Origin of the sequence: Amycolatopsis sp. ATCC 39116 (genome assembly GCF_000231075.2) — a bacterium.
In the GTDB taxonomy this organism is placed as follows: Bacteria; Actinomycetota; Actinomycetes; order Mycobacteriales; family Pseudonocardiaceae; genus Amycolatopsis_E; species Amycolatopsis_E tucumanensis.
The window spans coordinates 30,983-56,758 of sequence record NZ_AFWY03000022.1; the positions used below are offsets into that span (position 1 = coordinate 30,983).

Consider the following 25,776-nt stretch of genomic DNA (forward strand, 5'->3'; position numbering starts at 1 on the left):
CCGTGATGGTGATGTGATCTTCCCGTTATCTGTGCTAGCTTTCCGAACCGTTCGGCTGGGGGACCAACCGGAACACGGAAAGATCGCACATGAAACGCACATTGCCGGCGGTGCTGCTCGCCGCTCCCCTGGTCCTGCTCAGCGCCACCGCCTGCGAGCCCGGGAGTTCCTGGGCCGCGCAGGCCTCCCGCAGTAGCCAGGCCGCCTCGTCGAGCGCGAGCCCCGCGCCCAGTCCGACGAGCGCCGCGGCGAGCAGCACGACCAGCGCCCCGTCCAGCACACCCAGTTCGTCCAGCGAGTCCAGCAGCACGACGCCCCGGAGCACGTCCGCCACCTCCGCCGCGAGCACCCCGGCGCCGGAGGAGACCTGCACCGACCCGGTGTACACGACCAGCGACCCCGACGGCGGCTGGTCGAATGGCGGCTACTACGTGCACAACAACATGTGGAACCAGGACGAGGCGGGCCCGGAGACCCTGTACGCCTGCTCCTACGACAACTGGTACGTCGACTCCACCCAGCCCGACACCACGTCGGTGAAGACCTACCCGAACGTCCACAAGGACATCAACAACCTCGACGGCGCCCCGCTGTCGGACTACTCCACCATCACCTCCACGTTCGCCGGCCGCGGTCCCGCCACCGGGATCTACAACGTCGCCTACGACATCTGGCTCAACGGCGTCGGCCAGCAGCCCGGGGTCACCGAACTGATGGTGTGGACGGAGAACCACAACCAGGTGCCCTCCGGGGAGAAGGTCGCGACCTACACCGCGGGCGGCGTGACCTACGACGTCTGGTACGACGGCGACGACTACCTCGCCTTCGTCGCGCAGTCCACCCAGTACTCCGGCGCCATCGACATCAAGGCGATGATCGACTGGTCGGTCGGCCGCGGCTACATCCCGCCGAACCCGACCGTCAACCAGATCGGCTACGGCATCGAGTTCTGCTCCACCGGCGGCGTGCCTGCCCGCTTCACCGTCACCGACTTCTCCGTGACGATGAACTGATTCCGCTCTACGGTGGTCCCACCAACGCGGGGAGCACCGGATGAGTGCGGCAACCACGGACGCGCTGGCCGCGGGCCGGCTGGCGCTGGAACGCGCGGCGTGGGCCGAGGCGCACGCGCACTTCGCCACGGCGTCGGCGGCGGACACGCCCGAGGCCTGGGACGGTCTGAGCCGCGCGGCCTGGTGGCTGGGCGACGAGGCGGGCACGATCGCCGCCCGCGAACGCGCCTACCGCGGCTACCGGGCCCGCGGCGACGACCGCGCGGCGGCGCGGATGGCGATGTGGCTGGCCTCGGACCACCTCGACTTCCGCGGTGACGACGCGCTCGCCGCGGCGTGGATCCGGCGCGGCCGCGCACTGGTCACCGGCGCCTGTCCCGAGCTGGGTTTCCTGGTCGTGCTCGAGGCGGACATGGCGCTGCTGGCGCACTTCGACCCAGTGACCGGCGAGCGGCTCGCGCGGGAGGCGCTGCACCTGGCCCGGAGCATCGCCGACACCGGCGTGGAGGTCGTCGCGCTCGCGGTGCTCGGGTGCGCGCTCGTCGCGTCCGGATCGATCGCCGAGGGACTCGGCTTCCTCGACGAGTCAGCGGCGCTGGCCGTCGGCGAGGACTTCGCCGAGACCGTCGCCCCCGGCTGGGCGCTGTGCCACACAGTGTCGGCGTGCGCGGACGTCGGCGACTTCGCCCGCGCGGAGCAGTGGTGCCGGGCCCTGCACACCTGGTCGTCGGCGTGGCACGGCAGGCACTTCTTCGGCGCCTGCCGCACCGCCTACGGCGAGGTCCTCGCGACCGGCGGCGACTGGCGGTCGGCCGAGCAGGAACTCCTCGACGCGATGGCCGACCTGAGCACCACGCGGCCCGCGCTGGCCGGCCCGACCGCCGTCCGGCTGGGCCGCCTGCGGGTGCGGCAGGGCGACCTCACCGAGGCGCGGGCGCTGTTCGAGACCGCGTTGCCGCTGCCGCAGGCCATCGTCGCGCTCGGCGAACTGGACCTGGCCGCCGGCGACCCGACCGCGGCCGCCGACGCCGCCGACCGCGTGCTGCGGCGGCTCGACGAGGCCGGTGTCCTGGACCGCCTGCCCGCGCTCGAACTCCTCGCCCGCGCACTGGCGGCCGCGGGCGATCACGAGGGCGCCGCGGCGGCGGCCGGGCGGCTGGAACAGCAGATCGAGCCGCTCGCCACGCCGTACATGCGCGGGCGGGGACGGCTCGTCCGCGCGCAGGTGCTCGTCGCGGGCGGCGAGCACGATCCCGCGCGGCGCGCCGCCGAGGACGCCCTCGACCTGTTCACCGCGTGCTCGGCCCCCTTCGAGGCGGCGCAGGCCCGGCTCGTCCTGGCCGAGGCCCTCGGCGCGCTCGGCCGTGCCGGGCAGGCGGCCGCGGCGGCGAAGGCGGCACGGGACGCGCTCGCGCTCCTCGGTTCCCGGGCCGGCCGCGCGAGCGGCGACCTCAGTCCGCGCGAGACCGACATCCTGCGCCTGGTCGCGCAGGGCCTGAACGACGCCGCGATCGCGCGGCGGCTGTTCCTCAGCGCCCACACCGTGCACCGGCACATCGCCAACATCCGCACGAAACTCGGCGTGCCCTCCCGCGCGGCGGCGGTGGCGGCCGCGACCCGCGACGGACTGCTCTGAGCACTGGCCCGTTCCGGCCATTCGCCGGCATGGCCGGTCCGGGCGAAGCCGCGCGGGCACCACCGCGCCGATGCTGGGGCCATGACGACGACCCGTTCCGCCGGCATCGCGGAGTTCCGCTTCCGCCTCGACGGTGGCGTGCACGAACCCGGCGACCCCTACTTCGAGGACAGCTGCCGCCTGTTCAACACGATGGTGCGGCGGCGGCCGCGGCTGGTGGCTGAATGCGTCGCCGCCGAGGACGTGGTCGCCGCACTGGCCTTCGCCCGTGAGCACGACCTCCCGGTCGCGGTGCGCTCCGGCGGGCACTCCGTCGCCGGGCTCTCGCTGTGCGACGACGGTCTGGTGCTCGACCTGCGCAACCTCGCCGACATCGAGGTCGACCCGGACCGCCGCGTCGCCCGCGTCGGCGGCGGCGCGATCTGGGCGGACCTGGACCGGGAGACCCAGGTGCACGGCCTGGCGACCACCGGCGGGCGCGTGTCCACCACCGGCGTCGCCGGGCTGACGCTCGGCGGCGGCTCCGGCTGGCTCGAACGCAAGCACGGGCTGGCCTGCGACAACCTCCTGGCCGCCGAACTGGTCACCTGGGACGGCCGGATCGTCCGCGCCACCCCGGAGGAGAACCCGGGCCTGCTGTGGGCGCTGCGCGGTGGCGGCGGGGGTTTCGGCGTCGTCACGGCGCTGGAACTCGCGCTGCACCCGGTCGGCCCCGAGGTGTACGCCGGGGTGGCCCTGTTCGACGCAGGCCGGGCGCGCGAGGTGCTGCGTGCCTTCCGCGACGTGATGCGGACGGCCCCGGACGAGCTGTCGCTGGCGTGCGCGTTCGTCACCGGAGCGGACGACACTCCGTTGCGGGGACGGCCCGCGGTGGCGATCGCCGGGATGTGGGCGGGCGCGGCCGAGGCGGGCGCACGGGCGCTCGGTCCAATCCGGACACTGGGTCCCGACGCCGACTTCTTCGGCCCCACTCCGTACGCGGATTTCCAGTGCTCGCTGGACGATCCGCCCGGCTACCGCAACTACTGGACCGCCGAGAACGTCACCGACCTGCCCGATCCGGCGATCGACGCGCTCGTGCGGCGCACCGCCGAGCTGCCCGCCGGGCCGTCGCAGCTGTTCATCGTGGCGTGGGGCGGCGCGGTGGCGCGCACCGGGCCGGACCACTCGCCGCTGGCCGGGCGCGACGCGCGGTTCATCGTGCACCCGCTGCTGATGTGGGAGGACCCCGCCGACGACGACCGGTGCCGCGCGCTGGCCCACGCCTTCCGCGACGACCTGCGGCCCTGGTCGGCCGGCGCGACGTACCCGAACTTCCTCGGCGACGAGGGCGGCGCCCGGATGCGCCGCGCCTTCGGGTCCAGCGCCACCCGGCTGGCCCGGGTCAAGGCCGCGTGGGACCCGCACGACGTCTTCCGCACGCACCAGCGCATCCCCGCGGGCGAGGTCCAGCCGTGACCGCGACCCTCACCCACGCGCAAGCGGACCGCGACTGGCGCGACGCCCGGTCGCTGCTGCGCGAATACCTGGACTGGATCGGCACGCACGTCGGTCTCGACCTGACCGCCGCGCAGCCGGCGGCCGTCGCCGAGTTCGACGACCTGCCCGGCTTCTACCGGCCGCCCGCCGGCGCGCTCGTGCTGGCGCGGCTCGGTTCCCGGCCGGCCGGGATGGTCGCGGTCCACCGGCTCGCCGGCCGCACCGGCGAACTGAAGCGGATGTACGTGAACCCGCGGGTGCGCGGGCACGGCCTGGGCCGGGACCTGATCGCCGCGGCCGTCGCGGCCGCCACCGACCTCGGGTTCACCGCGCTGTGGCTGCAGACCAAACCGGACGCCATGCCAGGCGCGGAGTACCTGTACCGCTCGTACGGCTTCACCGAAATCGCGCCCTACGGCGGGCTCCACACCGAGGGCGTCACCACGCTCGCACTGCCCCTGTCACAACCGGAGAAAGGATCACGATGACCACCACCACCTTCGACGAGATCAAGGCCAGGCAGCACAAGACCTGGAGCAGCGGCGACTACGGGCGCGTCGCCTGGCTGACCGTCCCGCTCGCGGAGACCCTGTGCGCCGCGGCGGACCTGCGGCCCGGCGACAAGGTGCTCGACGTCGCCACCGGGACCGGGCACGTCGCGCTCGCCGCGGCCCGCCGGTTCTGCCGCGTCACCGGCATCGACTACGTGCCCGCGCTGCTCGACGTCGCCCGCAGGCGGGCCGAGGCGGAGGGGCTGGACGTGCGGTTCCGCGAGGCGGACGCCGAGAACCTGCCTTGCGCCGACGGCGAGTGGGACGTCGTGCTCTCCGCCATCGGCGTCATGTTCACCGCCGACCACCAGCGCGCCGCCGACGAACTGCTCCGCGTCTGCCGCCCCGGCGGCACGATCGCGATGGCCAGCTGGACGCCGGCCGGGTTCATCGGCAAGCTGCTCGCGACCGTCGGACGGCACGCGCCGCCACCGGCGGGCGCCCTGCCGCCCACCCGCTGGGGCACCGAGGAGACCGTGCGGGAACTGTTCGGCGACCGGGTCACCGGCCTGACGTGCACCACCGCGACGGTGCGGGAGAAGTTCGCGAACCCGGCGCACTTCGCCGACTTCTTCCTCACCCACTACGGCCCGACGCACATGGCCGCGCAACGCCTGTCCCCGGACGGGCGGGAGGCCTTCCGCGCCGATCTCATCGCCCTCGCCGAGGAGAACAACCTCGCCGACGACGGCACGTTCGCCGCGGACTGGGAGTACCTGGTCGCGGTCGCGACGAAGACCGTCGGGTGAGCGATAGTGAGAACCACGCAAGGCAGGAAGGACACGGATGGACGGCCTGACCGGGGACGAGACGGCGATCGTCGCGGACCTCGCGCACGCGATCGACCTGGGCTTCACCGGGAAGCTGTGCATCCACCCCCGGCAGGTCGGCCCCGTGCACGAGGCCTGCACCCCCACCGCCGCCGAAGTCGAGTGGGCGGAGGGGGTGCTGGCCTCGGTGGGTGACGGCTCCGTGGGTGTCCACCAGGGTCAGATGGTGGACCGGCCGGTTATCCTGCGCGCGATCCTGGCCCGCACCGGCTAGCTCACACCAGCTCCGCGAAGAACTCCCGCACATCCGCCACCAGCAACTCGGGCTCCTCCATCGACAGGAAATGCCCGCCCCGCGCGGTCTCGGTCCACCGCACCACGTTGTGGTCCCTCTCGGCCCACGGGCGGATCGTCTTGTCGTGCCGGGACACCAGCACCGCCGTCGGCACCGTGCCCCGCGCCACCGGCTCCCACTCCCCCGCGGTGATCTCCTCGTAGTAGACCTGCGCGGCCGGGCCGGCCGTGCCGGTGAGCCAGTACAGCGACACGTCGGTGAGGATGCGGTCCCGGTCGATGCTGTCCTCCGGCAGGCCCTCGGGCGGGTCGGTCAGCTCCTTGAACTTCTCCACGATCCACGCGAGCTGCCCCACGGGCGAGTCGTGCAGGCCGTAGGTCACCGTCTGCGGGCGCTTCGAGTTGCACTGCAAGTAGCCGTCGTTGAAGTCCTGCATCGCCGCCCATCGGGCCTGCTCGGCATCGGTCAGGCCGTCGAGCTCGCCCTCCTCGCCCGCCGGGAACGTCAGCAGCGCGTTGAGGTGGATCCCGGCGACGCGGTCCGGCGCCCGCCTGCCGATCGACGGCGCCACCCACGCCCCGAGGTCGTAACCCTGCACGCCGAACCGCCCGTACCCGAGGCGGGTCATCAGGTCCACGACCAGGGCGGCCATCTTCGACGGGCGCATGCCCGGCCCGTTCAACGGCGTGGAAAAGCCGTACCCGGGAAGCGACGGGACGACGAGGTGGAACTCCCGCGACAGGGGTTCGAGCACGTCGAGGAAGTCGGTCACGCCGCCCGGCCAGCCGTGCAGCAGCACCAGCGGCAGCGCGTCCGGATCGGCCGCCCGGACATGCAGGAAGTGCAGGTTCTGCCCGTCGATCGTGGTGGTGAACTGGGGGTGGCTGTTGATCTCCGCTTCCTGCTTGCGCCAGTCGAAGGAGGTGCGCCAGTACCCGGCCAGCTCGCGCAGGTAGCCGACCGGCACGCCGCGGCTCCAGCCGACGCCGGGCAGCTCGTCCGGCCACCGGGTGGCGTCCAGCCTGGCGTGCAGGTCGTCCAGCTGGTCCTGCGGGATGTCGATGCGGAAGGGTTGGATCTCGGTCATGGCGGCGACGGTAGGAACGGCTTAGGCCGGATCCGGTCCTAACCGTCCGCCACACTGGCCGGGTGTTGAAGACTTCGGCGCGGCTGCTCGAGTTGCTGTCCCTGCTGCAGACCCGGCGCGACTGGGCGGGCGCGGAACTCGCCGCGCGCCTCGGGGTCAGCACGCGCACCGTGCGCCGGGACGTGGACCGCTTGCGCGACCTCGGTTATCCGGTGCACGCGACGCGGGGCTCCGCCGGGTACCGGCTCGGCGCGGGCGCCGCGCTGCCGCCGCTGCTCCTCGACGACGAGGAGGCCGTGGCGGTGGCGGTCAGCCTCGGCACGGCGGCCGGCGGCTCGGTCGCGGGCATCGGGGAAACCGCGGTGCGGGCGCTCGCGAAACTGGAGCAGGTGCTGCCGTCGCGGCTGCGGCACCGGGTGCGCACCTTGCAGCAGGCGACGGTGCGGGCCGGGCTCGCCCCCGGGCCGCAGGTGCCCGCCGCGACGCTGGTGGCGATCGCCGAGGCGTGCCGGCGTCACGAGCGGCTCCGGTTCGACTACGCCGACCACACCGGCGCCGCGTCCCGCCGCGAGGTCGAGCCGCACTCGCTGGTCAGCTGGGGACGGCGGTGGTACGTGATCGCCTGGGACGCGGCCCGCGGCGACTGGCGGACCTTCCGCGTGGACCGCCTGACGCCGAAGTCCCCCGGCGGCGCCGGGTTCACGCCGCGGGAGCCGCCGTGCGGGGACGTGGCCGTGTACCTGGAGCGGCAGTTGTCGTCGCGGATGTGGCCGTACCGAGCGACGGTCCTGCTGCACGAATCCGCGACCGCCGTGGCCGGCCGGATCTGGCCGGGAACCGGCACGCTCGAACCGGTCGACGACACCAGCTGCCTGCTGCACGTCGGAGCGGACACCCTGCACGCGCTGGTGTGGATGATCACCTCCGTCGACGCGGCGTTCACGCTCGCCGACGGCCCGCCCGAACTCGCGGAAGCCCTGCGGCGGCAAGGCGAACGCTGCTTGCACGCGGTCACGGGCAGGTCTGCTGGTACGGCAGGTCCGGCACCTGCTGCCGCCACTCGTCCGGGTTGAGGCCTCGCCCGGCGCGCCGGCACGCCTGCTCCACCGCGTGCTCGCGGATGTCCACGACCTCCCCGGTGTCCCACAGGTATGCCCGGTTCTCGGCGTCGCCGGTGGCCAGGGTCCGCCCGTCCGGGCTGAACGCCACCGCGATGATCATCGCCTGCTGGCTGCTGAGCCGGACCATCGACACCGCCCGGGTCGGGTCGGTGACGTCCCAGACCCGGGTGCTCTGGTCCTCGCTGCCGGTGGCGAGCATCCGGCCGTCCGGGCTGAACGCGATCGACCGGACCCGGCCGGTGTGCCGCGCCAGCGGGGACCCCAGCACCCGCGGCGCGGCCGGATCGCGGACGTCCCACAGGATGACGGTGGTGTCCTCGCTCGCGGTCGCGAGGGTCCGGCCCGCGGGGTCGAACGCCAGCGCGTACCACCGGCCGGTGTGCGCGGTGAACTTCGACAGCTCGCGGGGCACGGCCGGATCCGACACGTCCCAGAGCGAGCCGGTCCCGTCGTAGCTGCCGGTGGCCAGGACGCGTCCCTGGTCGCCGAAGGCCACGGCCGACACCAGCGCCCGGTGCGCCGGCACGACGGCGACCCGGACCGGGTGATCGGGGTCGGCGACGTCGTACAGGCTGACCGAACCGTTCCCGGTCCCGACCGCGAGCAGTCGCCCGCCCGGGTCGAACTCCACTGTGGACGCCGGCGCCATCGCTTCGGTGACGCGGGCCCGTTCCCGCGGGTTCGCCGGATCACTGACGTCCCAGAGGATCACGAGGCCGTCTTCTCCCCCGCTGGCGACCGTGCGGCTGTCGGGTGCGAACGCGACCGAGTCGACCCAGTTCGCGTGCCCGGACAGACGGCGGATCCCGCGTGGCCGGTCGCGGTCGGTCACGTCCCACAGGCCCACGGTCCCGTCCCCGCTGCCGACCGCCGCGAGCCTGCCGTCCGGGCTGAACCGCACCGCGCGCACCGCGCCCTGCTGGACGCTGAGGTAGTGGTCGAGCGCGCCGATCCCGGCGTCCGCGTCCCGGCGCCACAGCAGCACGGTGTTCTCCGCGCTCGCCGCCGCGAGGATCTCGCCGTCGGGGCTGAGGGTGACCGCGTTGGTCCAGTTGGACTGCCCGCCGCTGAGCCTGCTCCGCGACGGGCCGGGTTTGGCCGGATCGGTGATGTCCCAGGCGGTCCAGGAGTGGTCGTAGCCCGCCGCCGCGACCCGCCGCGGCCCCTCGAACCGGATGGTCCGCACCGGGCTGACCTGGCCGGTCAGGTCGCCGAGCCGGCCCGGCCGGGCGGGATCGGCGACGTCCCACAGCCCGACCGTCGCGGCGGCGCCCACGGCCAGCACCCGGCCGTCCGGGCTGAACGCCATCGCCCCGGTCCCGCCGTCCTGGTCGGCGAGGCGGCCCGCCTCCCGCGGCGCGGCCGGGTTCCGCACGTCCCACAGGACCACGCCCGCGGCCTTTGGCTGCTCCGGGTTGTAGCCGCCCGCCGCCAGCACGCCGCCGTCCGGACTGAACGCCATCGCGCCGATCTGGTCCGGGTAGCCGCTGAGCGTGGTCAGCAGGCGCGGCCGGGTGCGGTCGGCGACGTCCCACAGCCGCACCGTGCCGTCGACGCTGCCGGTGGCGAACACCGTACCGCCGGGGTCGAGCGCGGCCGCGGTGATGTAACCGGCGCCGGCCGGGACCTCCCCCACCCGCACCGGCGCGGCGGCGACGTCCCACACGCTGACGCGGCCGGTGATCTCACCGACGAACAACGTGCGACCGTCCGGGCCGAACAGGAACCCGTTCGACGGTGTGGTGTCGGTGATCTCGCCGAGCGGGCGCGCGGGATCGGCGGTGTCCCACAGGAAGATGCGGTTGTCCATGCCGCTGGTCGCGAGCCGGCGCCCGTCGCCGCTGAACACCACGGCCGACACCGGGGCGGTGTGCGCCTCCAAGGTGCCCGCGTAGGGGTCCAGCAGACCGGTGACCAGGCTCGCGGTGCTGTCGGCGGTGCTGTCGAGCCGGTCGGCGGCGATGCCGAGCATGAGCGCGAGCTGCGGCGCGGTGTCGCGGGCGCTCTCCGCCCGGTCGATCAGGGCGCGCGCCGTCGCCGTCCGCTGCTGGGCCCTGGCTTCGTTGCGGCCCTGCACCGCGAGCAGGGCCGCGACCAGCGCGGCGACGAGGAGGACGACCAGCGCACCGCTCACCACGGCGCGAACCTGCCGCCGTCGCCGGTCGGCACGCACGCTCACGTCGAGGAACCGCCGGCTCAGCTCGTCCAGCTGTTCCGGGTGGTCGGCTGCCCAATCCCGCGCCAGCTGCAACTGGTTGCCGCGGTAAAGCGCGCTCGCGTCCCGGCCGTCCCTTTCCCACAGCCGGGCGGATTCGGCGAGCCGCTGGCGGATGACGAGACCGGCGCGGTCGGTGTCGATCCACTCCCGCAGGCGCCGCCAGGCGCGCAGCAGGGCCTCGTGCGAGATCTGGGCGGTGTCGCCGTCGACGGTGACCAGCCGTGCCGCCGCGAACCGGTCGCGCACGGCTCCGGTCCCGGAGTCCAGTTCGGACAGCTGGACCCGCCGCCGGGTGTCCTCGGTGCCCTCGCCGACGCTCACCATCCGCAGCAGCATCAGCCGGGCGGCGCGCTGACCGTCGGCGTCGAGTCCGTCGTAGATGGTCTCGGCCTGGCGGGTGATGGCGTCCCACACCCCGCCCGTGGCCTGGTAGCCGGTGAGCGTGAGCGTCCGGCCGTGCCGCGAACGCCAGGTCAGGAGCAGGGCGTACGACAGCAACGGCAAGGTGCCCGCGCCGAAGTCGCCCCCGGCCCGCACATCGCGCAGCAGCAGGTCGGTCAGGCCGGGTTCGAGCTCGAGGCCCGCCGCCTTGGCGGGTTTTTCGATGGCGTCACGCAGCTGGGCGGAGGTCATCGCCGGGACCGGCAGCTGGCGGTCCTTGAGCACCCCCGCCAGCTCCGGGTAGGCCAGGCAGTGGGCGTAGAAGTCCGCCCGCAGGCCGAGCACCACCAGCGCCGTCTCCTCGGCGGCCGCGGTGAGCGCGCGGACGAACGCCCGCCGCTGGTCCTCGTCGGCGCAGGTCGTGAACAGTTCCTCGAACTGGTCGACCACGAGCAGCAGCCGCCCGCCGGGCACGTCCCGTCCGCCGGCCTGCCGCCGCAGCGCGCGGCGCAGGACATCGGCCAGCCGGGCCGGATCGTCGGCGAGGTCGGCGCGGATCGCCCCGGGGGGCAGGCCGGCCGGTGCGGCCAGCCGGGCGGCGAGGTTGCTCAGCGGGTCCTCGCCCGGGGTGAGCAGCATGTGCGGCCAGGTGCGCGAGCCGGGCACGCGCAGTGCGCCGCGCTCGACGGCGGGCAGCAGGCCGGCGCGCAGCAGCGAGGACTTCCCCGCGCCGGACAGGCCGACCACGGCGACCGGGCCGGGTTCGGCGGACCACCCGGCCAGGTCGTCGAGCAGTTCCCGGGTGAGCTGTTCACGCCCGAAGAAGAACCGGGCGTCGTCGGCGGTGAACGGGTCCAGTCCGCGGTACGGACAGGGCTGGTCGGCCTGCGGCTGCCGGTCGGTGCGCGGGACCGAGAGCCGCGGCGGCGCGGCCGCGGGGTTCGGGGCCAGGACGAGGTCCCCGGCCTGGCCGCTCAGGTGGCGGACCGGCGCCGGGACGTTCCGCGACGGCAAGACGCGCCGGAGGTGCCGGTAGGCGGCTTCCACGGTCAGGTCCGGCAGCCCGGCGGGATCGCCCTCCTCCAGCAAGGTCAGCAGCGCGCCGCTGAACGCGGTGTGCCGCTCGCCCTCCGGCGCCAGCGCCTGCTCGTCGGACGCGGCGGAGGCCAGCACGTAGGCGCCGCCCAGCGAAGCCAGTTCGAACGCGTCACTCGCCGACGTGCCGAACGAGCCGTGCGCGCGGCCGGCGAAGCAGCAATCGAGGACGACGACGATCGTGCGGGCCCGGCATAGGGTGAGGGCGTCCTCGACCGCGGAGTACGGCAGGGCCTTGAACGCCAGGCCGGTGCTCAGATCGTCGGTTTCGCGGGTGGCCAGGTGCAGTTTGTTGCCCGGGCTGACCAGGCCGTGGCCGACGTAGTAGAGGACGAACACGTCCTCGGCCTCGGCCGCCGCCCTGGTGAGGGCGTTGCCGAACTCGATGGGGTCCGGATTCAGGACCGGGTCCGGCAGGCTCTCCGGCCGCACTCCGCAGCGGTCGCGGAAAGCGCTTTCCAGCGCGGTGAGCGTGGCTCCGACGGCGGGGACCGGCGGGAGCCGGGACCCCTCGGCGTGCGTGCCGGTGCCGACGAGCAGGACCCGGGTTCCGGCCGAGCCCAGGTTCATGCCGCGGTCTCGTCCCCGCCGTCCAGCTCGGCCGACACCCGCCGGGTGAGTTCGGCGAGTTCGCCGGCGTCGACGCCCTTCACGTTGGTGGCGGTGAGCTCGAAATCGCTGTCCGGCTTTCTGACGGTGATCGTCACGTCCGACGTGCGGCGGCGGAGCCAGGCGATCAGCACGGTCGCCGTGGCGGTCGCGACGCCACCCGGCCCGAGGGCTACGGCCAGGGTCTCCACGACGGAACCGAGCCGCCCTGGCTCCGGCGGGGAGTCCACGAGACGGACGCGACCGCGCAGCTCCTCCTGGCCCAGCAGCCACTCCCGCAGGGACCGCGCCTCGTCCCCGGCGCGGTCCGCCGCCACGGTCAGCGTCACTTCCACGGCAACCCCCAGTCGTCGATCAAGCACCCATGGTGCTGATTTCGTGACGGGTTGTCCAGAAGATCAAGGGTGATCAGTGCGGCCGGCTGAGGTCGCCTGCCCGGAAGGTCTTCACCGTGCGGCTCACCGGCCCGTCGAGCGCGTCCTTGTTCCCCCGCGGGTAGACCCACCGCAGGGTGGCCGTCGAGCCGGGTCCGACGAAACCGCGCTCGTAGAAGATGCGGCCGTCGCCGCGGTAGCCGGAGATCGTGTACAGCTCGCCTTCGACACGCTGGACCGTCACCTGCCCGCCCTCGGCGCGGATGTCGCCCGCCGTTGCCGCCAAGACGTCCGCGGTGGAGCGGCCGCCGGGGTTGTTGGCCCCCCACACCGTCATCGTCGCGCCGAGGGCCGGGTCGGTGAACTCCATGCCGTCGCCACCCGGCGGGCTGTAGGGCTGCCGCTGGTAGCCCTCGGGCACCAGCGCCGTGAAACCGAACCGCGCGTTGGTGTAGGCGCCGTCGTCGGCCGGCGGGGTGGACGGCGCGGACGACGGCGGAACACTGGCGCCCCGGCCGAGCATCGCCGGCAGCTCCGGCCGGAGCAGATCGGTGATCTCCGCGTACGGGATCGTGATCGTCTCCTGCCCGGAGGCGGTGTCGCACCCGAGGTCGTAGTACCGCACCAGGAAGTCCACACCGGAATTCGTGAACACCACGTCGGCGGCGGGCACGTGGTCGCCGCCGCCAGGAGTGTCCGCGGTGTCGATCGACGCGGGCGCCCCGGCCCCGCTGACGCTGACCCGGCGGCAGAACCCTTGCTCCGAATGCGCGGTGAGCCGTTCGGTCAGCGTGGCCATGCCCCGCGCGGTCAGCACGTCGTCGCGGAAGACGTCCCGCGGCCCGAGGACCCGCCCGGTGGTGAGATCGACGGTGACGCCCTCCGGGAACCGCCAGCTGGCGTGGGACAGGAAGTCCGAGTCGAGCGCGTGGTCGAAGCGCACGGACACCAGCCGGTCGGTGCGCAGGGTGACGACCGCGGTGGTGCGCACGCCCACGGTCTCGCCCCGGCCCCGGACGTCGGCGGCGATGTCCGGATCGGACAGCTGTTCCCGCACCGACCGCAGGCGCTCGTCGACCGGCGCCCGCAGCGCCGCGTTGATCCGCTCCTCGACGGCCGGGTCGGCGTGCCCGGTCACCCGCGGGTACTGCAGGTCGTAGGTGATCGGCAGCGCGGTGTCGGCGCCGGCCGTGGTCTCGATGGCGACGCTCAGCACCGGCGGTGGCGGGTCGCCGAACTGCTGGTAGACCAGGAATCCGCCGACGGCGAGCACCGCGGTCACCAGGACTCCCACCACGACCTTCCCGATGCCGGTCGCCGCGATCCCCGCGCCGGCAGGCGCGGCGGCGGCGAGCGGGGCGGCCGCCGTGCCTGCGGTAGCGAGCAATGCCAACGGGGTCAACGCCGTCAGGGCCGCGATCGGCGCCGCGAGCCGCTTCCAGCCGCGCTCCTCCCAGTCCGGGCCGTAGGCGGCCCGCGCGGTGGCTTCGAGCTCGGCCACGAACGCGTCCGCGGTCACCGGGCGGTGCCCGGGGTCCTTGGCCATGCCGCGCGCGATGAGCGCCCGCAGCGGCTCGGGCACGGTGGCGAGCGGCACCGGCGCGGACTGGTGCAGGGCCCGCAACCGCTCCGACGTGTCGGCCTCGAACGGCTTGTGCCCGGTGATGCACTGGAAGAACACGCAGGTGGCGGCGTAGACGTCGGTGGCGGGCATCCCCGGCAGGCCCGCCCACTGCTCCGGCGCCATGTAGGAGGGCGACCCGGCGGCGAGCCCGGCCTGCCCGTCCAGCGTGGCCAGGCCGAAGTCGACGAGCTTGGACTCCCCGGCCTGCGACACCAGCACGTTGCCCGGCTTGTAGTCGCGGTGCACGACGCCGACGGCGTGCGCGGCCGCGAGCCCGAGCAGCGAGCCCTTCAGGATCGCCAGCGCCGACTCCGGCGCCAGGAGCTTCTCGGCGTTGAGCAGCACCCGCAGCGACACCCCGGGCACTGCCTCCATGACCAGCGCCGCGCCCTCGGGGCGTTCGACGAACTCGTGCAGCCGCGCCACGTGCGGGCTGCGCACACCGTGCAACAGGTGGGCCTCACGGCGGAACCCGTCGAGGATCCCCGGGTCGCTCAGGAATTCGGAGTGCAGGTACTTGATCGCGACGAGCTGCCCGGAGGCCTCGTGCTTGGCCAGGACGACCTGGCCGAAACCGCCGGCGCCGAGCACCTCCACCTCGCTGTAGCCGGGCACCCGCCACCGCTGGTCCATGATCCGGTATCAGAGCACGAACGGCCCGGTCGCGCCACCGAAACCGCGGTATTCGCGATGGTGACCGCCACCATGATCGTCCTCGCGATTGTGTTGCCCGGCAACGCGGTCAGCGCGCTGACCGGTTCTTACCATCAGCGGCACCGGTTCCGGCCTCGACGTGGAGGTGTCCCGATGTTCCGACGTGCCGTCCTGCTCGCGATCGTGCTGGCCCTGATGGGCTTCTCCCCACCGGCGCAGGCCGCGAGCCTGCAGGAGGTGACCGGCTTCGGCTCCAACCCGGGCAACCTGCGCATGTTCCGCTACGCCCCGGACGGCCTGCCCGCCGGCCGCCCGGTCGTGGTGGCGCTGCACGGCTGCACCCAGAACGCCACCGGCTACGCCTCCGGCACCGGCTGGATGAAGCTGGCCGACCAGTGGCGCGTCGCGGTGGTGTTCCCGCAGCAGAGCTCCGCCAACAACGCCAACAGCTGCTTCAACTGGTTCGAGCCCGCCGACACCCGCCGCGGCTCGGGTGAGGCGCTGTCGGTCAAGCAGATGGTCGACCGCACCAAAGCCGACCTCGGCTCGTCGTCGGCGTACGTCACCGGGCTGTCCGCGGGTGGCGCGATGAGCGCGGTCATGCTCGCCGCCTACCCGGACGTGTTCGCAGGCGGCGGGATCGTCGCCGGGCTGCCCTACGGCTGCGCGACCTCCACCGTCACCGCCTTCAGCTGCATGAACCCGGGCACCGACCTGACCCCCGCCCAGTGGGGCGACAAGGTGCGCGCCGCCGCCGACCACACCGGCGCCCACCCGCTGGTGTCGATCTGGCACGGCACCGCGGACACGACCGTCGCCCCGCGCAACGCCACCGAGCTGGTCGAGCAGTGGACCAACGTGGCGGGCACCGACCAGACGCCGGACGTGACCGACACCGTCGCCGGCCAGCGGCACCGGGTCTACGGCGGCAAGGTCGAGTACTACGAGATCAGCGGAATGGGGCACGGCCAGCCCGTCGACCCGGGCACCGGGACCACGCAGTGCGGCGCCGCCGGCGCGTACCTGCTCGACGTGAACATCTGCGCGGCCTACTACATGGGCCGCTTCTGGGGCATCGCCGACGACAGCTCCGGCCCGGGCACGCCGACGTACAGCGACACCGCCGTCGGCACCGCCACCGACCACTACGTGGCCGGACGGGTGGACGTCACCGAGTACAACGCGCTCGGCGCGCGCTACGGCTACACCGCACCCATCACGCTGTACCTGTGCGGCGCGAACTGGACCGACAAGCCGGATTGCGCGCCGATCTGAGGCCCGTGCCGTACCTTTTCGGTATGAGCACCGCGGACGAGCGCAGGGCGGACGGTGAGGGCGGTCAGCGTCCGCTGCTCGTGCTGGGCAAGATCGTCGACATCCTGGACGCGTTCACGCTGCACCAGCCGTCGCTCACGCTGCGGGAGCTGCAGCACAAGACAGGGCTGCCGCAGTCGACGGTCCAGCGGCTGGTGACGAACCTGGTGGCGCACGGTTTCCTCGACCGCGCCGGAGACGGGTTCCGGCTCGGGGTGCGGATGGCGTACTGGGGCGCGGCGGCGGGCAAGGACCTCGACGTGCTGTCGGTGGTGAACCCGGTGCTGAAGGACCTGCGGGACGCCACCGGTGAGACGGCGTGCTTCTTCCGCGCCGAGGGGCGCCACCGGGTGTGCATCGCGGTCGCCGAGACGCGGCACGCGCTGCGGCGGGAGATGTCGGTCGGCAAGATCGCGCCGATCACGGTCGGCTCGTCCGGGCGCGTGCTGCTCGCCTGGTCGCCCGGCCTGGCCGACGAGGTGCTGCGGGAGGACCTGCCGCAGCTGACCGAGAGCACGGTGACCGACCGGGACGAGCTGCGGCGCCTGATCAAGCAGACCGCGGCCGACGGGTACGCCATCACGGTCGGCGAGCGCGTCGACGGCGCCTCGGGCCTGGCGGCTCCGGTGTTCGACTCGGCGGCGGACCTGGTGGGCGCGGTGATGGTGAGCGGCCCGACGATGCGCATGCCGTACGAGAAGTGCCTCGAGTGGGTCGACGTGCTGGTCGAGCACGCCGAACGGATCACGCGCGCCCTGGGCGGCCGCTACCCGGCCTGAGCCGCCCGGCGATCACCCGCCCCGCGGCGCGCATCTCCTCCGGGGTGCTCGCCACCAGCACGCCGGTGAACTCGTCGCGGATCGTTTCGGCGCCGAAGCCCAGGGACCCGACCACCGCGAAGCGGTTCACGCCGGGGCTGCGGGCGAGCACCGCGGACACGATCTTGCCCTGCGTGCTCTGCCCGTCCAGCCGCCCCTCCCCCACCACGACCGCCTGCGCGGACGCCACCTGCGCGTCGAAGTTCAGCGCGTCGAGCACGTATCCGGCGCCCGGCACGAGTGACGCGCCGAACGCCCACATCGCGCCCGCGAAACCACCGGCGGCGCCCGTTCCCGGCACGTCCCACGGGTCCCGCGGCAGGGCCGACGCCACCGCGCGCAACCGGGATGTCAGCACCTCGACCTGCGCGGGGTCCGCGCCCTTCTGCGGGCCGAACACCCGCGCGGCGTCGCGGTAGGGCGTGGTCACGTCGGTCAGCACCGTGACCGGCACCGGAAGCCCGCCGCCCGCTCGAATGGCCCGCAGCGCGCCCGCGCCGCCGTCGCTGGTGGCCGACCCGCCCGCCGCGACGACGACCTCCCGCGCACCGGCACGGGCCGCGGCGACCATCAGCATCCCGACGCCGTAGGTCGACGCGCTGACGGGGTCCCGCACCCCGTCGTGCGGGGTCGTGATTCCGCACACCGACGCCAGCTCCACGAAGGCGGCGCCGTCGCGGCTGAGCGCGATCGAGCCGGGACACTCGGCGCCCCAGGGGTTGCGGGACGCGGCAGCACGCGCGGACAGACCCAGCGGTCCACTGAGGACGTCCACGGTGCCCTCGCCGCCGTCGGCCACCGGCAGGGGCACCGCCTCGGCACCGGCCGACACGAGGCCGGCCGCGATCGCCGACGCCACCTCTCCCGCGCTGTAGGTGCCCTTGAAACTGTCCGGCGCGACCACCACCCTCACGCGGCGGCCTCCGGGTTCACGGCCCGCACCGCGTCCCCCGCGGCGAGTGCGATCGCGTTGCGGGCGCATGACTCCGCCATCTTCGCCCGCACCGAGCGCGTCGCGCTGCCCACGTGCGGCAGCAGCGTCGTGTTCGGCAGGTCGGCCAGGCCGGGCGCCAGCCGGGGCTCGTCCTCGTAGACGTCCAGCCCGGCGCCCGCGATCTCCCCGCTCCGCAACGCCTCCACCAGCGCACGCTCGTCCACGATCGAGCCGCGTGCGCTGTTGATCAGGATCGCCGAGCGCTTCATCCGCCGCAGCACGGAAGCGTCCACCAGGTGCCGGGTCTCCGCGGTCAGCGGCACGTGCAGCGACAGGAAATCCGATCGCTCGACCAGTTCGTCCCAGTCCACCCGCTCGACACCAGGCTCGTCGACGGGCCGTCGGCTGGTGCAGCGCACCGTCATCCCGAACGCGAGCGCCCGCCGCGCCACCGCGCGCGCGATGCGGCCGAACCCGGCCAGCCCCAGCGACGCGCCGCTGACGTCCCCACCCAGCAGCAGCGACGGCTCCCACCCGGTGAACCGCCCGGCGCGCACGAACGCATCGGCCTCCACGCACCGCCGCGCGGTCGCGAGGATCAGCAGCATGGCCACGTCGGCGGTCGCGTCGGTGAGCACGCTCGGCGTGTTGCACACCCGGATGCCGCGCCGGGTCGCGGCGGCCACGTCGATGTTGTCGTAGCCGACCGCGTAGTTGGAGATGCCGCGCAACCGGGCCCCCGCCAGCACGTCGGCGTCGAACACGTCGGTCAGCTGCGCGACGACCACGTCGTACTCCCCCGACGCGCACACCTCGCCCAGGTCCGGTGACCGTTCCGGCACCACCACCGTGCCGGCCTCGCGCAGCAGCGTCATCCCGGGTTCCGGCAGCGGCGTGGTGACGAAGAACCTCACCGGCAGCTCACCTCTTCGCCGAGCGCCCACGGGAAGGCCGTCGCGCTGGTGCGGGCGCCCTGCGCCGCGCGCGACCGGTTGGGTTCGCCGAGCTCGTCCAGCAGCGCACCGGACAACCGCACGATCCGCGCGAAGGACGACGGCGTGAGCCACGACGGCCGCAGCGCGAACAGCAGGTCCTCGGTGGACGCGTTGCCGCTGGCGCCGGGGGCGAACGGGCACCCGCCGAGCCCGCCGAGCGCACCATCCACTTCGGACGCTCCGGCCGCGATGGCGGCCAGGGTGTTCGCCACCCCCAGGCCCCACGTGTCGTGCCCGTGGTAGACGATGCGGCGCGGCGGCGTCTCGGCGGCCACCCGCGCGACCAGGTTGGTCACCTGCGCCGGCACGGCCTGCCCGAGGGTGTCGCACAGCACGATGTCCCCGGCGCCCTCGGCGCGCGGGTCCCGCGCGATCGCCAGCACCCGCTCCTCCGGCACCGCTCCCTCGAAGGGGCAGGTGAACGAGGTGGCGATGCACAGCTGGACACGGCCACCCGACGCCGCAGCCACCGCCCGCGGCATCGCCGCCAGACTGTCCTCTGTGGAGCGGCCGATGTTGGCGCGGTTGTGCGCGTCGGAGGCGGACAGGCAGTACTGGAAGTTGACCGCCCCGGCCTCCGCCGCGCGCTCGACGTGCCGGGGCGTGGCGACCCACACCCAGCAGCGCGCCAGCTCGTCCGGGTCCAGCGCGCGGATCACGTCGAGCGTGTCGGCCAGCGACGGCACCAGGTCCGGCCGCGCCATCGAGCCGATCTCGACGCTCGGCACCCCGGCGGCCAGGAGTTCCCGGACCACCGCGACCTTGCGCGCCGTGGGCAATGGTTTCCCGGTGAGCTGCAGGCCGTCCCGCAACGTCACGTCCCGCAGGTCAGTCATTTCCGGCGTCCTTCCGGCCGAGCAGGTTCAGGATTTCGTCGGTGTGCTCGCCGAGCCGCGGCCCGGGGGTGCGCAGGGGCAGCGACTCGGTGCCGATCACCGGGACCACCCCGGGGAACCCGATCGGCACCTCCTCTCCGGTGCCGGGATCGACCGGCAGCGGCTGGATCATCGCCCGCGCCCGGTACTGCTCGTCGGCGCAGATGTCGGCCGCCGTGTAGATCGGCCCGGCCGGCACCCCGGCCTCGTCGAGAATCTTCAGCACCTCGTCGCGGTCCAGGCCACGCGTCCACTCGCCGATCGCCTCGTCCAGTTCGTCACGTCGCGCCCAGCGGCCCGCGTTGTCCGCCAGCCCCGGGTCGTCGGCCAGGTCCGGGCGGCCGATCGCGAGCATGTACCGGCGGAAGATCGAGTCGCCGTTGCCCGCGATCACCACGCTCGCGCCGTCGCCGCACTCGTAGGCGTTGCTGGGCGCGATGCCCTCCATCCGCCCGCCCACGCGCCGCCGCTCGACGCCGTAGGCGAGGTGGTCCGGCACCAGCGACTCCATCATCGAGAACACGGCCTCGTGCAACGCCACGTCGACCACCCGTTCCCGCAGCGGCCGCCGCCGGGGCACCACGGCCCGCTCGTACAGCTCGACCATCACACCGAACGCGGCGTACAGCCCGGCGATCGAGTCCCCGATGGACACGCCGACCCGGGACGGCGGCCGGTCGGCCTCACCCACCAGGTTGCGCATCCCGCCCATCGCCTCGGCCACCGCGGCGAACCCGGGCCGGTCGGCCAGCGGTCCGGTCTGCCCGAACGCCGAGATCCGCGCGAGCACCACGTCCGGGTTGGCGCGTTCCAGCTCCGCCGGCCCCAGCCCCCACTTCTCCAGCGTGCCGGGCCGGAAGTTCTCGATCACCACGTCGCAGCGCCGGACGAGGTCGAGCACGATGTCCCGCCCCTCGCCGGTGCGCAGGTCGACCGCGATGGACTTCTTGTTGCGGTTGACGGTGTGGAACAGCATGGACACCGTGCCCGCGTAGAGCCGCCAGTTGCGCAGCTCGTCTCCGCGGCCGGGGCGCTCGACCTTGATCACCTCGGCGCCCAGGTCGGCGAGCAGCCGCGCGGCGGTGGGCCCGGCGATGTAGTTGCCGAGCTCCAGCACGCGGACGCCGCGCAGCGGCAGGTGTGCGTGTTCGGTGTCCATCTGTTCCTTCCCGTTCTCAGAGGACGAGGTTGAGCGCGAGGATCGGGCCGAGCGCCACCACGGAGGCGACCGAGACGCCCACCGAGACGGTCTTCAGCGCGCCACGCGTGGTCTGGCCGAGCAGCGACTGCAGCAGCCAGAAGGTGTTGCTGGTCAGGTGGACCATGAACAGCGATCCGGCGCCCGCGGACAACGCGATCAGCACCGGGTCCAGGCCCAGCGACGGCGCGATCGGGGCGAGCAGGCCCGCCGAGGTGATCGCGGAGATCGTCACCGACCCGACCGCGATGTGCAGCACCGCGGCCATCAGCCACACCAGCAGCAGCGGCGCCCAGGTGTTGGCGGAGAAGTACTTGCCGAGGATGTCGCCGAGCCCGGCCGCGGCCAGCACCGCCGCGAGACACCCGCCGACGCCGTTGAGCAGCAGGATCTGCCCGCTGTCCCGCAGGCCCGAACCGAGCGCCGATTCCACCGCGGGCTGCCCCATGTACCGCCGGCCGATCAGGCAGGTGCCGACCAGGCCGAGCAGCAGGGCGACCACCGGGCTGGACAGGAACGCCACCACCGGGTTGGACCACTCCAGCATCTCGGCCACCGCGCCCGTCGCGATCAGCACCAGCGCGCCCAGCAGCGGGCTGAACACCACCGGCAGGGCGGGCGGCTTGCGCAGGTCGGCCGCGGCCACGGTGCCCGGACCGCCCTGCGGCCGCGCTTCCGGGGCGACGATCTCGTCGGCCATCTCGTCCTTGGCCGGGTCCCACCAGCCGCGGGCGAACAGCACCGACATGATCGCGATCGCGATGGTCACCGTCGGGATGACCACGACGAGCCCGAAGAGCAGGTACTTGCCCAGCGGCACGTGCAGCAGCCCGGCCAGTGCCAGCGCGCCGACGCCGGGCACGGTGAACACGATGCCGCACTCCAGCGCGATCGCCAGCGCCGTCGCCATCCGCGCGACGCCGCGTGGCCCGAGCCGCTTGCCGATCCCCCTGGCCAGCGGCCCGGAGATCACCAGCAGCACGTCCAGGAAGATCGACTGCAACACGGTGGCAATGGTGAGCGCCATCGCGTAGGGGATCCGGCGTTCGCCGAACACCTTGAGCAGCTTGTCCACCAGGCGTTCGATGGCCCGCAGATCCCGCAGGATCGCGCCGATGAGCACGCCGAACGCGATGAGCAGGCCGATCTCGGCCATCACGTCGCCGAAGCCGGTGGTGATCTCCTCGACCGTCTTGCTCACGCCGAGACCGGTGGACAGCCCCAGGTAGCAGGAGCCGAGCACCAGCGCGATCACCGGGTTGAGCCGGAAGCGGACGATCAACACCACGATGGCCGCGACCGTGACCCCGGTGTTGATCAGTATTGCGGTGTCTGACATGCGGTTGTCCTGTCGCTCGTGCCTCGTTGCACTGTCGCCACATTATGAGCACAGACCCACAATGTGAGTCAACAGTGGGTGCCGATCATGCGTGACAGGCGCGAAACGACAGGAATGCATTGATTTTCGATAGATACCGCGCGATACTCGGCGCATGCTCGCCGAACGCTGGGTCGTCCCCCTCCTCCGGATCTTCCTCGTCGCGTTGTTCGGGATCCTGGTGCTGTTCCAGGTGATGTCCCTGCCGGGGCAGTTCGCCCACATGGCACGGGAAGACCCCGAAATGGCCTACCTCAGGTGGCCGGCCACCGCGATCACCGTGTTCTGGGTGCTGTGCGTCCAGGTCGTGATCGTCGCGATGTGGCAGCTGCTCACCATGGTCCGCAAGGACCGCATCTTCAGCGAAGCCTCGATGCGCTGGGTGAACGTGATCGTCGGGGCGATCGCCGCCGGGTGGGCCGTGCTCGTCGCGGTGTTCCTCTACGTCGGCGTCAACGCCGACGACCCCGGCCTCCCGCTCGTGCTGTTCCTGCTGGTGGTCGGGGTCGCCGTGGTGGGCCTGCTGATGGTCGTGATGCGTGCCCTGCTGCGCCAGGCCACCACGCTGCGCACCGACATGGAAGCGGTGATCTGAGTGCCGATCGTCGTGCGCATCGACGTCCAGCTCGCCAAGCGCAAGATGAGCGTCGGCGAGTTCGCCGAGCGTGTCGGGATCACCCCGGCCAACGTCGCGGTGCTGAAGAACGGCCGGGCGAAGGCGGTGCGCTTCTCCACACTGGAGGCGATGTGCCGGGTGCTCGGCTGCCAGCCCGGCGACCTGCTGGAATGGGTGCCCGACGAGTCAGAGGTCGAGGACCAGACGGGGGCCCTTCGCCCGTGACACGCAGATCATCATCACGTCACCGGCCGCGCGCTCGTCGTCGTCGAGGACCGAGTCGCGGTGGTCGATCTCGCCGTCCAGCACGGTCGTCTCGCAGGACCCGCAGATCCCCTCGGTGCACGAGGAGATCACCCGCACTCCGGCGTTCTCCACCGCTTCCAGGATCGACAGCTCCGCGGGCACGGTGACCGCCATCCCGCTGGCGCGCAGCTCGACCTCGAACTCGCGGGCCTCGCCGCCGTGCTCGACCGCGGTGAACCGTTCGACGTGCAGCGAACCGGGCGGCCAGGCCTGGCACCGGGTCTCGACCGCGTCGATCAGCCCGGCCGGACCGCAGCAGTAGACCACTGTGGACTCCCGTGGCGGGGCGAGGATCGCGTCCAGGTCGAGCATCCCCGCCTCGTCCTCGGGCGTCACCACGACGCGCGAGCCGTAGGACTCCAGGTCCTTGACGAACGCCATCGAGGCCCGGCTGCGGCCCCCGTAGTGCAGCGTCCAGTCGGCGCCCGCCGCCTCCGCCGCGGCCACCATCGGCAGGATCGGCGTGATGCCGACCCCGCCCGCGACAAACAGGTACCGCGGCGCGGCCAGCAGCGGGAAGTTGTTGCGTGGCCCGCGGATCCGCAGGCTCGTGCCCGGGTGTGCGTGGTCGTGGATCCACGCCGACCCGCCGCGGCCGTCCGGCTCGCGCAGCACCGCGATGCGCCAGCGGCCGTCCTCACCGCACAGCGAGTACTGCCGCACCAGGCCGCCGGGCAGCACGACGTCGATGTGCGCGCCCGGTTCCCACGCGGGCAGATTCACGCCGCCCAGCTCCAGCGACACCACCCGGTCGGACTCCACCCGGCGGGCCACGACCTCGGCGTCCGCCTCGAACACCGGCTCAGGCATTGGTCTCCTGCATGCTGTAGACCGACTCGTGCCACGGGATGAAGAACCGCTTCAGGCCGTTGACCACGAAGTAGAGCAGCAACCCGAGCACCGACAACAGGATGATCACCGCGAACAACGCGGGCGCGTCGAGCGCGTTGAGGGTGCGCACCACCAGGTAGCCCAGCCCCTCGCTGCCGCCCAGGTACTCCCCCACGATCGTGCCGATGATGGCCAGCACGATCCCGACCTCCATGCCGGCGAACACGTACGGCAGCGTGCTCTTGAACTCCAGGTGGTTGAACGTCTGCCACCGGTTCGCGTTGAGGCTGCGCATCACGTCCCGCTGCCCCGCCTCGACCGAGCGGACGCCCAGCTGCACGTTGAGCATGATCGGGAAGAACGCCAGCATCGCGGCCATGATCACCTTCGAGGTGATGCCGAAGCCGAACCAGATCACGAACAGCGGGATCAGCGCCACCTTCGGCACCACCTGCGAGGCCACGATCAGCGGCCGCAGGCTGCGCTCCATCCACCGGACCTTGCCCAGCACCACGCCGGCCGCGACGCCGGCGACGAGCGCGATCGCGAACCCGCTGATCGTCTCGATCGCGGTGACCCGCGCGTGGTACCAGGTGTCGCCGGTGGTGACCAGCTCGCCGAGGCTCGCGAACACGGTGCCCGGCCGCGGCAGCACCAGCTCCGACATGCCGTTGACGCGCACGAACACGTCCCACAGCAGGAAGAACACGACCAGGATGAGCGGCGTGCTCACCCACGGCAGCCACCTGCCGAACCGTTCCCTGTTCACCGGGTCACTCCTGCCTGTCGAGGGCGTGCCGCAGTTCGCGCACGACCCTGCCGAACTCCGGCTCGGTCTGGACGTCGAAGTCCCGCGGCTTGGGGAAGTCCACCGCGCGGATCTCGCTGATGCGGCCGGGCCGCGGGCTCAGCTGCACCACCCGGTCGCCGAGGAACACCGCCTCGGTGATGTCGTGGGTGACGAACACGACGGTCGCCTTGGTGGCGAGCGCGATCCGTTGCAACTCGGCGTTCATCCGCTCCCGCGTCAGCGCGTCCAGCGCGCCGAACGGCTCGTCCATCAGCAGCAGCTTCGGCCGGGTGGACAGCGCCCGCGCGATCGCCACGCGCTGCCGCATCCCGCCGGACAGCTCGCGGGGGTAGGACTTCTCGAACCCGGCCAGCCCCACCAGCTTGGCCAGTTCGTAGGCCCGTTCGCGGCGTTCACGCCTGCCCGCGCCACGCAGTTTCAGCGGCAGCGCGATGTTGTCCGCGACCGAGTACCACGGGAACAGGTTGGCATCCTGGAAGACCACACCGAGCTCGGACACCACGGAGGAGTCCACTCTGGACCCGTTCCACAGCGACCGGCCCTCGACGAGGATCCGCCCCTCGGACGGGCTCTGCAGCCCGGCGAGCGTGCGCAGGAGGGTCGTCTTGCCGCAGCCGGACCGGCCGATCACGGACACGAACTCGCCGTCGCTGATGGTCAGCGTGATGTCGTGCAGGGCGCGGGTGGTGGCGCGTTTGGACCGGAACTCCTTGCCGACACCGGCGAGTTCCAGCTTCGGCGGTGCGGCCTGCCGCGGGGCCGCGGTGAGGGTCTCGGCGTGGTGCGCGGACAT

The 25,776-nt window shown here is 73.0% G+C and carries 24 protein-coding genes; 11 read left to right on the plus strand and 13 right to left on the minus strand.

Annotation, left to right across the window (positions count from 1 at the left end; genetic code table 11):
* Positions 1 to 34 precede the first annotated feature (34 nt).
* A complete protein-coding gene (locus AMY39116_RS0322155) occupies positions 35 to 373 on the minus strand; it encodes a hypothetical protein (protein ID WP_157358652.1) in 339 nt (112 codons plus the stop codon).
* A 7-nt stretch (positions 374 to 380) separates the two neighbouring features.
* Here AMY39116_RS0322155 and AMY39116_RS0322160 point away from each other — a divergent pair, with 7 nt between their 5' ends.
* The 6 genes from AMY39116_RS0322160 to AMY39116_RS0322185 all read left to right on the plus strand — a co-directional run bounded on the left by AMY39116_RS0322160 (position 381) and on the right by AMY39116_RS0322185 (position 5,723).
* A complete protein-coding gene (locus tag AMY39116_RS0322160; RefSeq protein ID WP_020419819.1) occupies positions 381 to 1,013 on the plus strand; it encodes a hypothetical protein in 633 nt (210 codons plus the stop codon).
* A gap of 40 nt (positions 1,014 to 1,053) precedes the next feature.
* Positions 1,054 to 2,649 carry a helix-turn-helix transcriptional regulator gene (locus AMY39116_RS0322165; protein ID WP_020419820.1) on the plus strand — a complete coding sequence of 532 codons (1,596 nt, stop codon included), beginning with the start codon at positions 1,054 to 1,056 and terminating at the stop codon, positions 2,647 to 2,649.
* An 81-nt stretch (positions 2,650 to 2,730) separates the two neighbouring features.
* Positions 2,731 to 4,107, plus strand: a complete 1,377-nt coding sequence (locus tag AMY39116_RS0322170) for an FAD-binding oxidoreductase (RefSeq protein WP_020419821.1) — start codon at positions 2,731 to 2,733, stop codon at positions 4,105 to 4,107.
* Positions 4,104 to 4,616, plus strand: coding sequence for a GNAT family N-acetyltransferase (locus AMY39116_RS43400; protein ID WP_020419822.1), 513 nt, complete (start codon positions 4,104 to 4,106; stop codon positions 4,614 to 4,616). The genes AMY39116_RS0322170 and AMY39116_RS43400 overlap by 4 nt, the downstream gene beginning before the upstream one ends.
* Positions 4,613 to 5,428 carry a class I SAM-dependent methyltransferase gene (locus tag AMY39116_RS0322180; RefSeq protein WP_020419823.1) on the plus strand — a complete coding sequence of 272 codons (816 nt, stop codon included), beginning with the start codon at positions 4,613 to 4,615 and terminating at the stop codon, positions 5,426 to 5,428. Before AMY39116_RS43400 ends, AMY39116_RS0322180 begins: the two co-directional genes overlap by 4 nt.
* 37 nt (positions 5,429 to 5,465) lie before the next feature.
* A complete protein-coding gene (locus tag AMY39116_RS0322185; protein WP_020419824.1) occupies positions 5,466 to 5,723 on the plus strand; it encodes a hypothetical protein in 258 nt (85 codons plus the stop codon).
* A gap of 1 nt (position 5,724) precedes the next feature.
* On the opposite strand, the gene AMY39116_RS0322190 is transcribed toward AMY39116_RS0322185, so the two are convergent.
* A complete protein-coding gene (locus AMY39116_RS0322190) occupies positions 5,725 to 6,831 on the minus strand; it encodes an epoxide hydrolase family protein (protein WP_020419825.1) in 1,107 nt (368 codons plus the stop codon).
* A gap of 62 nt (positions 6,832 to 6,893) precedes the next feature.
* On the opposite strand from AMY39116_RS0322190, the gene AMY39116_RS0322195 reads away from it, so the two are divergent.
* The gene (locus AMY39116_RS0322195; RefSeq protein ID WP_020419826.1) at positions 6,894 to 7,904 is read left to right on the plus strand and encodes a YafY family protein; all 1,011 of its coding nucleotides are present in this window, start codon (positions 6,894 to 6,896) and stop codon (positions 7,902 to 7,904) included.
* Here AMY39116_RS0322195 and AMY39116_RS0322200 read toward each other — a convergent pair.
* The 3 genes from AMY39116_RS0322200 to AMY39116_RS43405 all read right to left on the minus strand — a co-directional run bounded on the left by AMY39116_RS0322200 (position 7,843) and on the right by AMY39116_RS43405 (position 14,886).
* Entirely contained in the window at positions 7,843 to 12,216 is a 4,374-nt protein-coding gene (locus AMY39116_RS0322200) for an AAA family ATPase (RefSeq protein ID WP_020419827.1), read from the minus strand. The two genes, AMY39116_RS0322195 and AMY39116_RS0322200, sit on opposite strands and share 62 nt — an antisense overlap.
* Entirely contained in the window at positions 12,213 to 12,584 is a 372-nt protein-coding gene (locus tag AMY39116_RS0322205) for a hypothetical protein (RefSeq protein ID WP_235716192.1), read from the minus strand. Before AMY39116_RS0322205 ends, AMY39116_RS0322200 begins: the two co-directional genes overlap by 4 nt.
* A 79-nt stretch (positions 12,585 to 12,663) precedes the next feature.
* Positions 12,664 to 14,886, minus strand: coding sequence for a protein kinase (locus AMY39116_RS43405; RefSeq protein WP_051123581.1), 2,223 nt, complete (start codon positions 14,884 to 14,886; stop codon positions 12,664 to 12,666).
* Positions 14,887 to 15,060: 174 nt separating this feature from the next.
* Between AMY39116_RS43405 and AMY39116_RS43410 the strand changes: the two genes are divergently transcribed.
* Both AMY39116_RS43410 and AMY39116_RS0322220 read left to right on the plus strand, forming a co-directional pair.
* The gene (locus AMY39116_RS43410) at positions 15,061 to 16,182 is read left to right on the plus strand and encodes a PHB depolymerase family esterase (RefSeq protein WP_039791697.1); all 1,122 of its coding nucleotides are present in this window, start codon (positions 15,061 to 15,063) and stop codon (positions 16,180 to 16,182) included.
* Positions 16,183 to 16,205: 23 nt separating this feature from the next.
* On the plus strand, positions 16,206 to 17,000 hold the full coding sequence (locus AMY39116_RS0322220) for an IclR family transcriptional regulator (RefSeq protein WP_020419829.1): 795 nt from the start codon (positions 16,206 to 16,208) through the stop codon (positions 16,998 to 17,000).
* Here AMY39116_RS0322220 and AMY39116_RS0322225 read toward each other — a convergent pair.
* From AMY39116_RS0322225 to AMY39116_RS0322245, 5 genes are read right to left on the minus strand one after another with little or no spacing between them, the layout of a single operon-like run.
* Entirely contained in the window at positions 16,966 to 17,952 is a 987-nt protein-coding gene (locus tag AMY39116_RS0322225) for a glycerate kinase (RefSeq protein ID WP_020419830.1), read from the minus strand. The two genes, AMY39116_RS0322220 and AMY39116_RS0322225, sit on opposite strands and share 35 nt — an antisense overlap.
* Entirely contained in the window at positions 17,949 to 18,887 is a 939-nt protein-coding gene (locus tag AMY39116_RS0322230; RefSeq protein ID WP_020419831.1) for a D-glycerate dehydrogenase, read from the minus strand. The genes AMY39116_RS0322225 and AMY39116_RS0322230 overlap by 4 nt, the downstream gene beginning before the upstream one ends.
* Entirely contained in the window at positions 18,884 to 19,804 is a 921-nt protein-coding gene (locus AMY39116_RS0322235; RefSeq protein ID WP_020419832.1) for a hydroxymethylglutaryl-CoA lyase, read from the minus strand. The genes AMY39116_RS0322230 and AMY39116_RS0322235 overlap by 4 nt, the downstream gene beginning before the upstream one ends.
* Positions 19,797 to 21,002: a CaiB/BaiF CoA-transferase family protein gene (locus tag AMY39116_RS0322240; protein ID WP_020419833.1), complete on the minus strand. Its 1,206-nt coding sequence runs from the start codon at positions 21,000 to 21,002 to the stop codon at positions 19,797 to 19,799. The genes AMY39116_RS0322235 and AMY39116_RS0322240 overlap by 8 nt, the downstream gene beginning before the upstream one ends.
* Positions 21,003 to 21,018: 16 nt before the next feature.
* On the minus strand, positions 21,019 to 22,380 hold the full coding sequence (locus AMY39116_RS0322245) for a GntP family permease (RefSeq protein WP_020419834.1): 1,362 nt from the start codon (positions 22,378 to 22,380) through the stop codon (positions 21,019 to 21,021).
* 154 nt (positions 22,381 to 22,534) lie between these two features.
* Between AMY39116_RS0322245 and AMY39116_RS0322250 the strand changes: the two genes are divergently transcribed.
* Complete coding sequence (locus AMY39116_RS0322250; RefSeq protein WP_020419835.1) at positions 22,535 to 23,014, plus strand: DUF2975 domain-containing protein; 480 nt, start codon at positions 22,535 to 22,537, stop codon at positions 23,012 to 23,014.
* The gene (locus tag AMY39116_RS0322255; protein WP_020419836.1) at positions 23,015 to 23,260 is read left to right on the plus strand and encodes a helix-turn-helix transcriptional regulator; all 246 of its coding nucleotides are present in this window, start codon (positions 23,015 to 23,017) and stop codon (positions 23,258 to 23,260) included. It begins immediately after the preceding gene.
* On the opposite strand, the gene AMY39116_RS0322260 is transcribed toward AMY39116_RS0322255, so the two are convergent.
* The 3 genes from AMY39116_RS0322260 to AMY39116_RS0322270 are packed head-to-tail and all read right to left on the minus strand — an operon-like array spanning position 23,222 to position 25,776.
* Positions 23,222 to 24,151 carry a PDR/VanB family oxidoreductase gene (locus AMY39116_RS0322260; RefSeq protein WP_020419837.1) on the minus strand — a complete coding sequence of 310 codons (930 nt, stop codon included), beginning with the start codon at positions 24,149 to 24,151 and terminating at the stop codon, positions 23,222 to 23,224. The genes AMY39116_RS0322255 and AMY39116_RS0322260 overlap by 39 nt on opposite strands.
* On the minus strand, positions 24,144 to 24,941 hold the full coding sequence (locus AMY39116_RS0322265) for an ABC transporter permease (protein ID WP_020419838.1): 798 nt from the start codon (positions 24,939 to 24,941) through the stop codon (positions 24,144 to 24,146). Before AMY39116_RS0322265 ends, AMY39116_RS0322260 begins: the two co-directional genes overlap by 8 nt.
* Before the next feature lie 4 nt (positions 24,942 to 24,945).
* Positions 24,946 to 25,776, minus strand: a complete 831-nt coding sequence (locus AMY39116_RS0322270; RefSeq protein WP_020419839.1) for an ABC transporter ATP-binding protein — start codon at positions 25,774 to 25,776, stop codon at positions 24,946 to 24,948.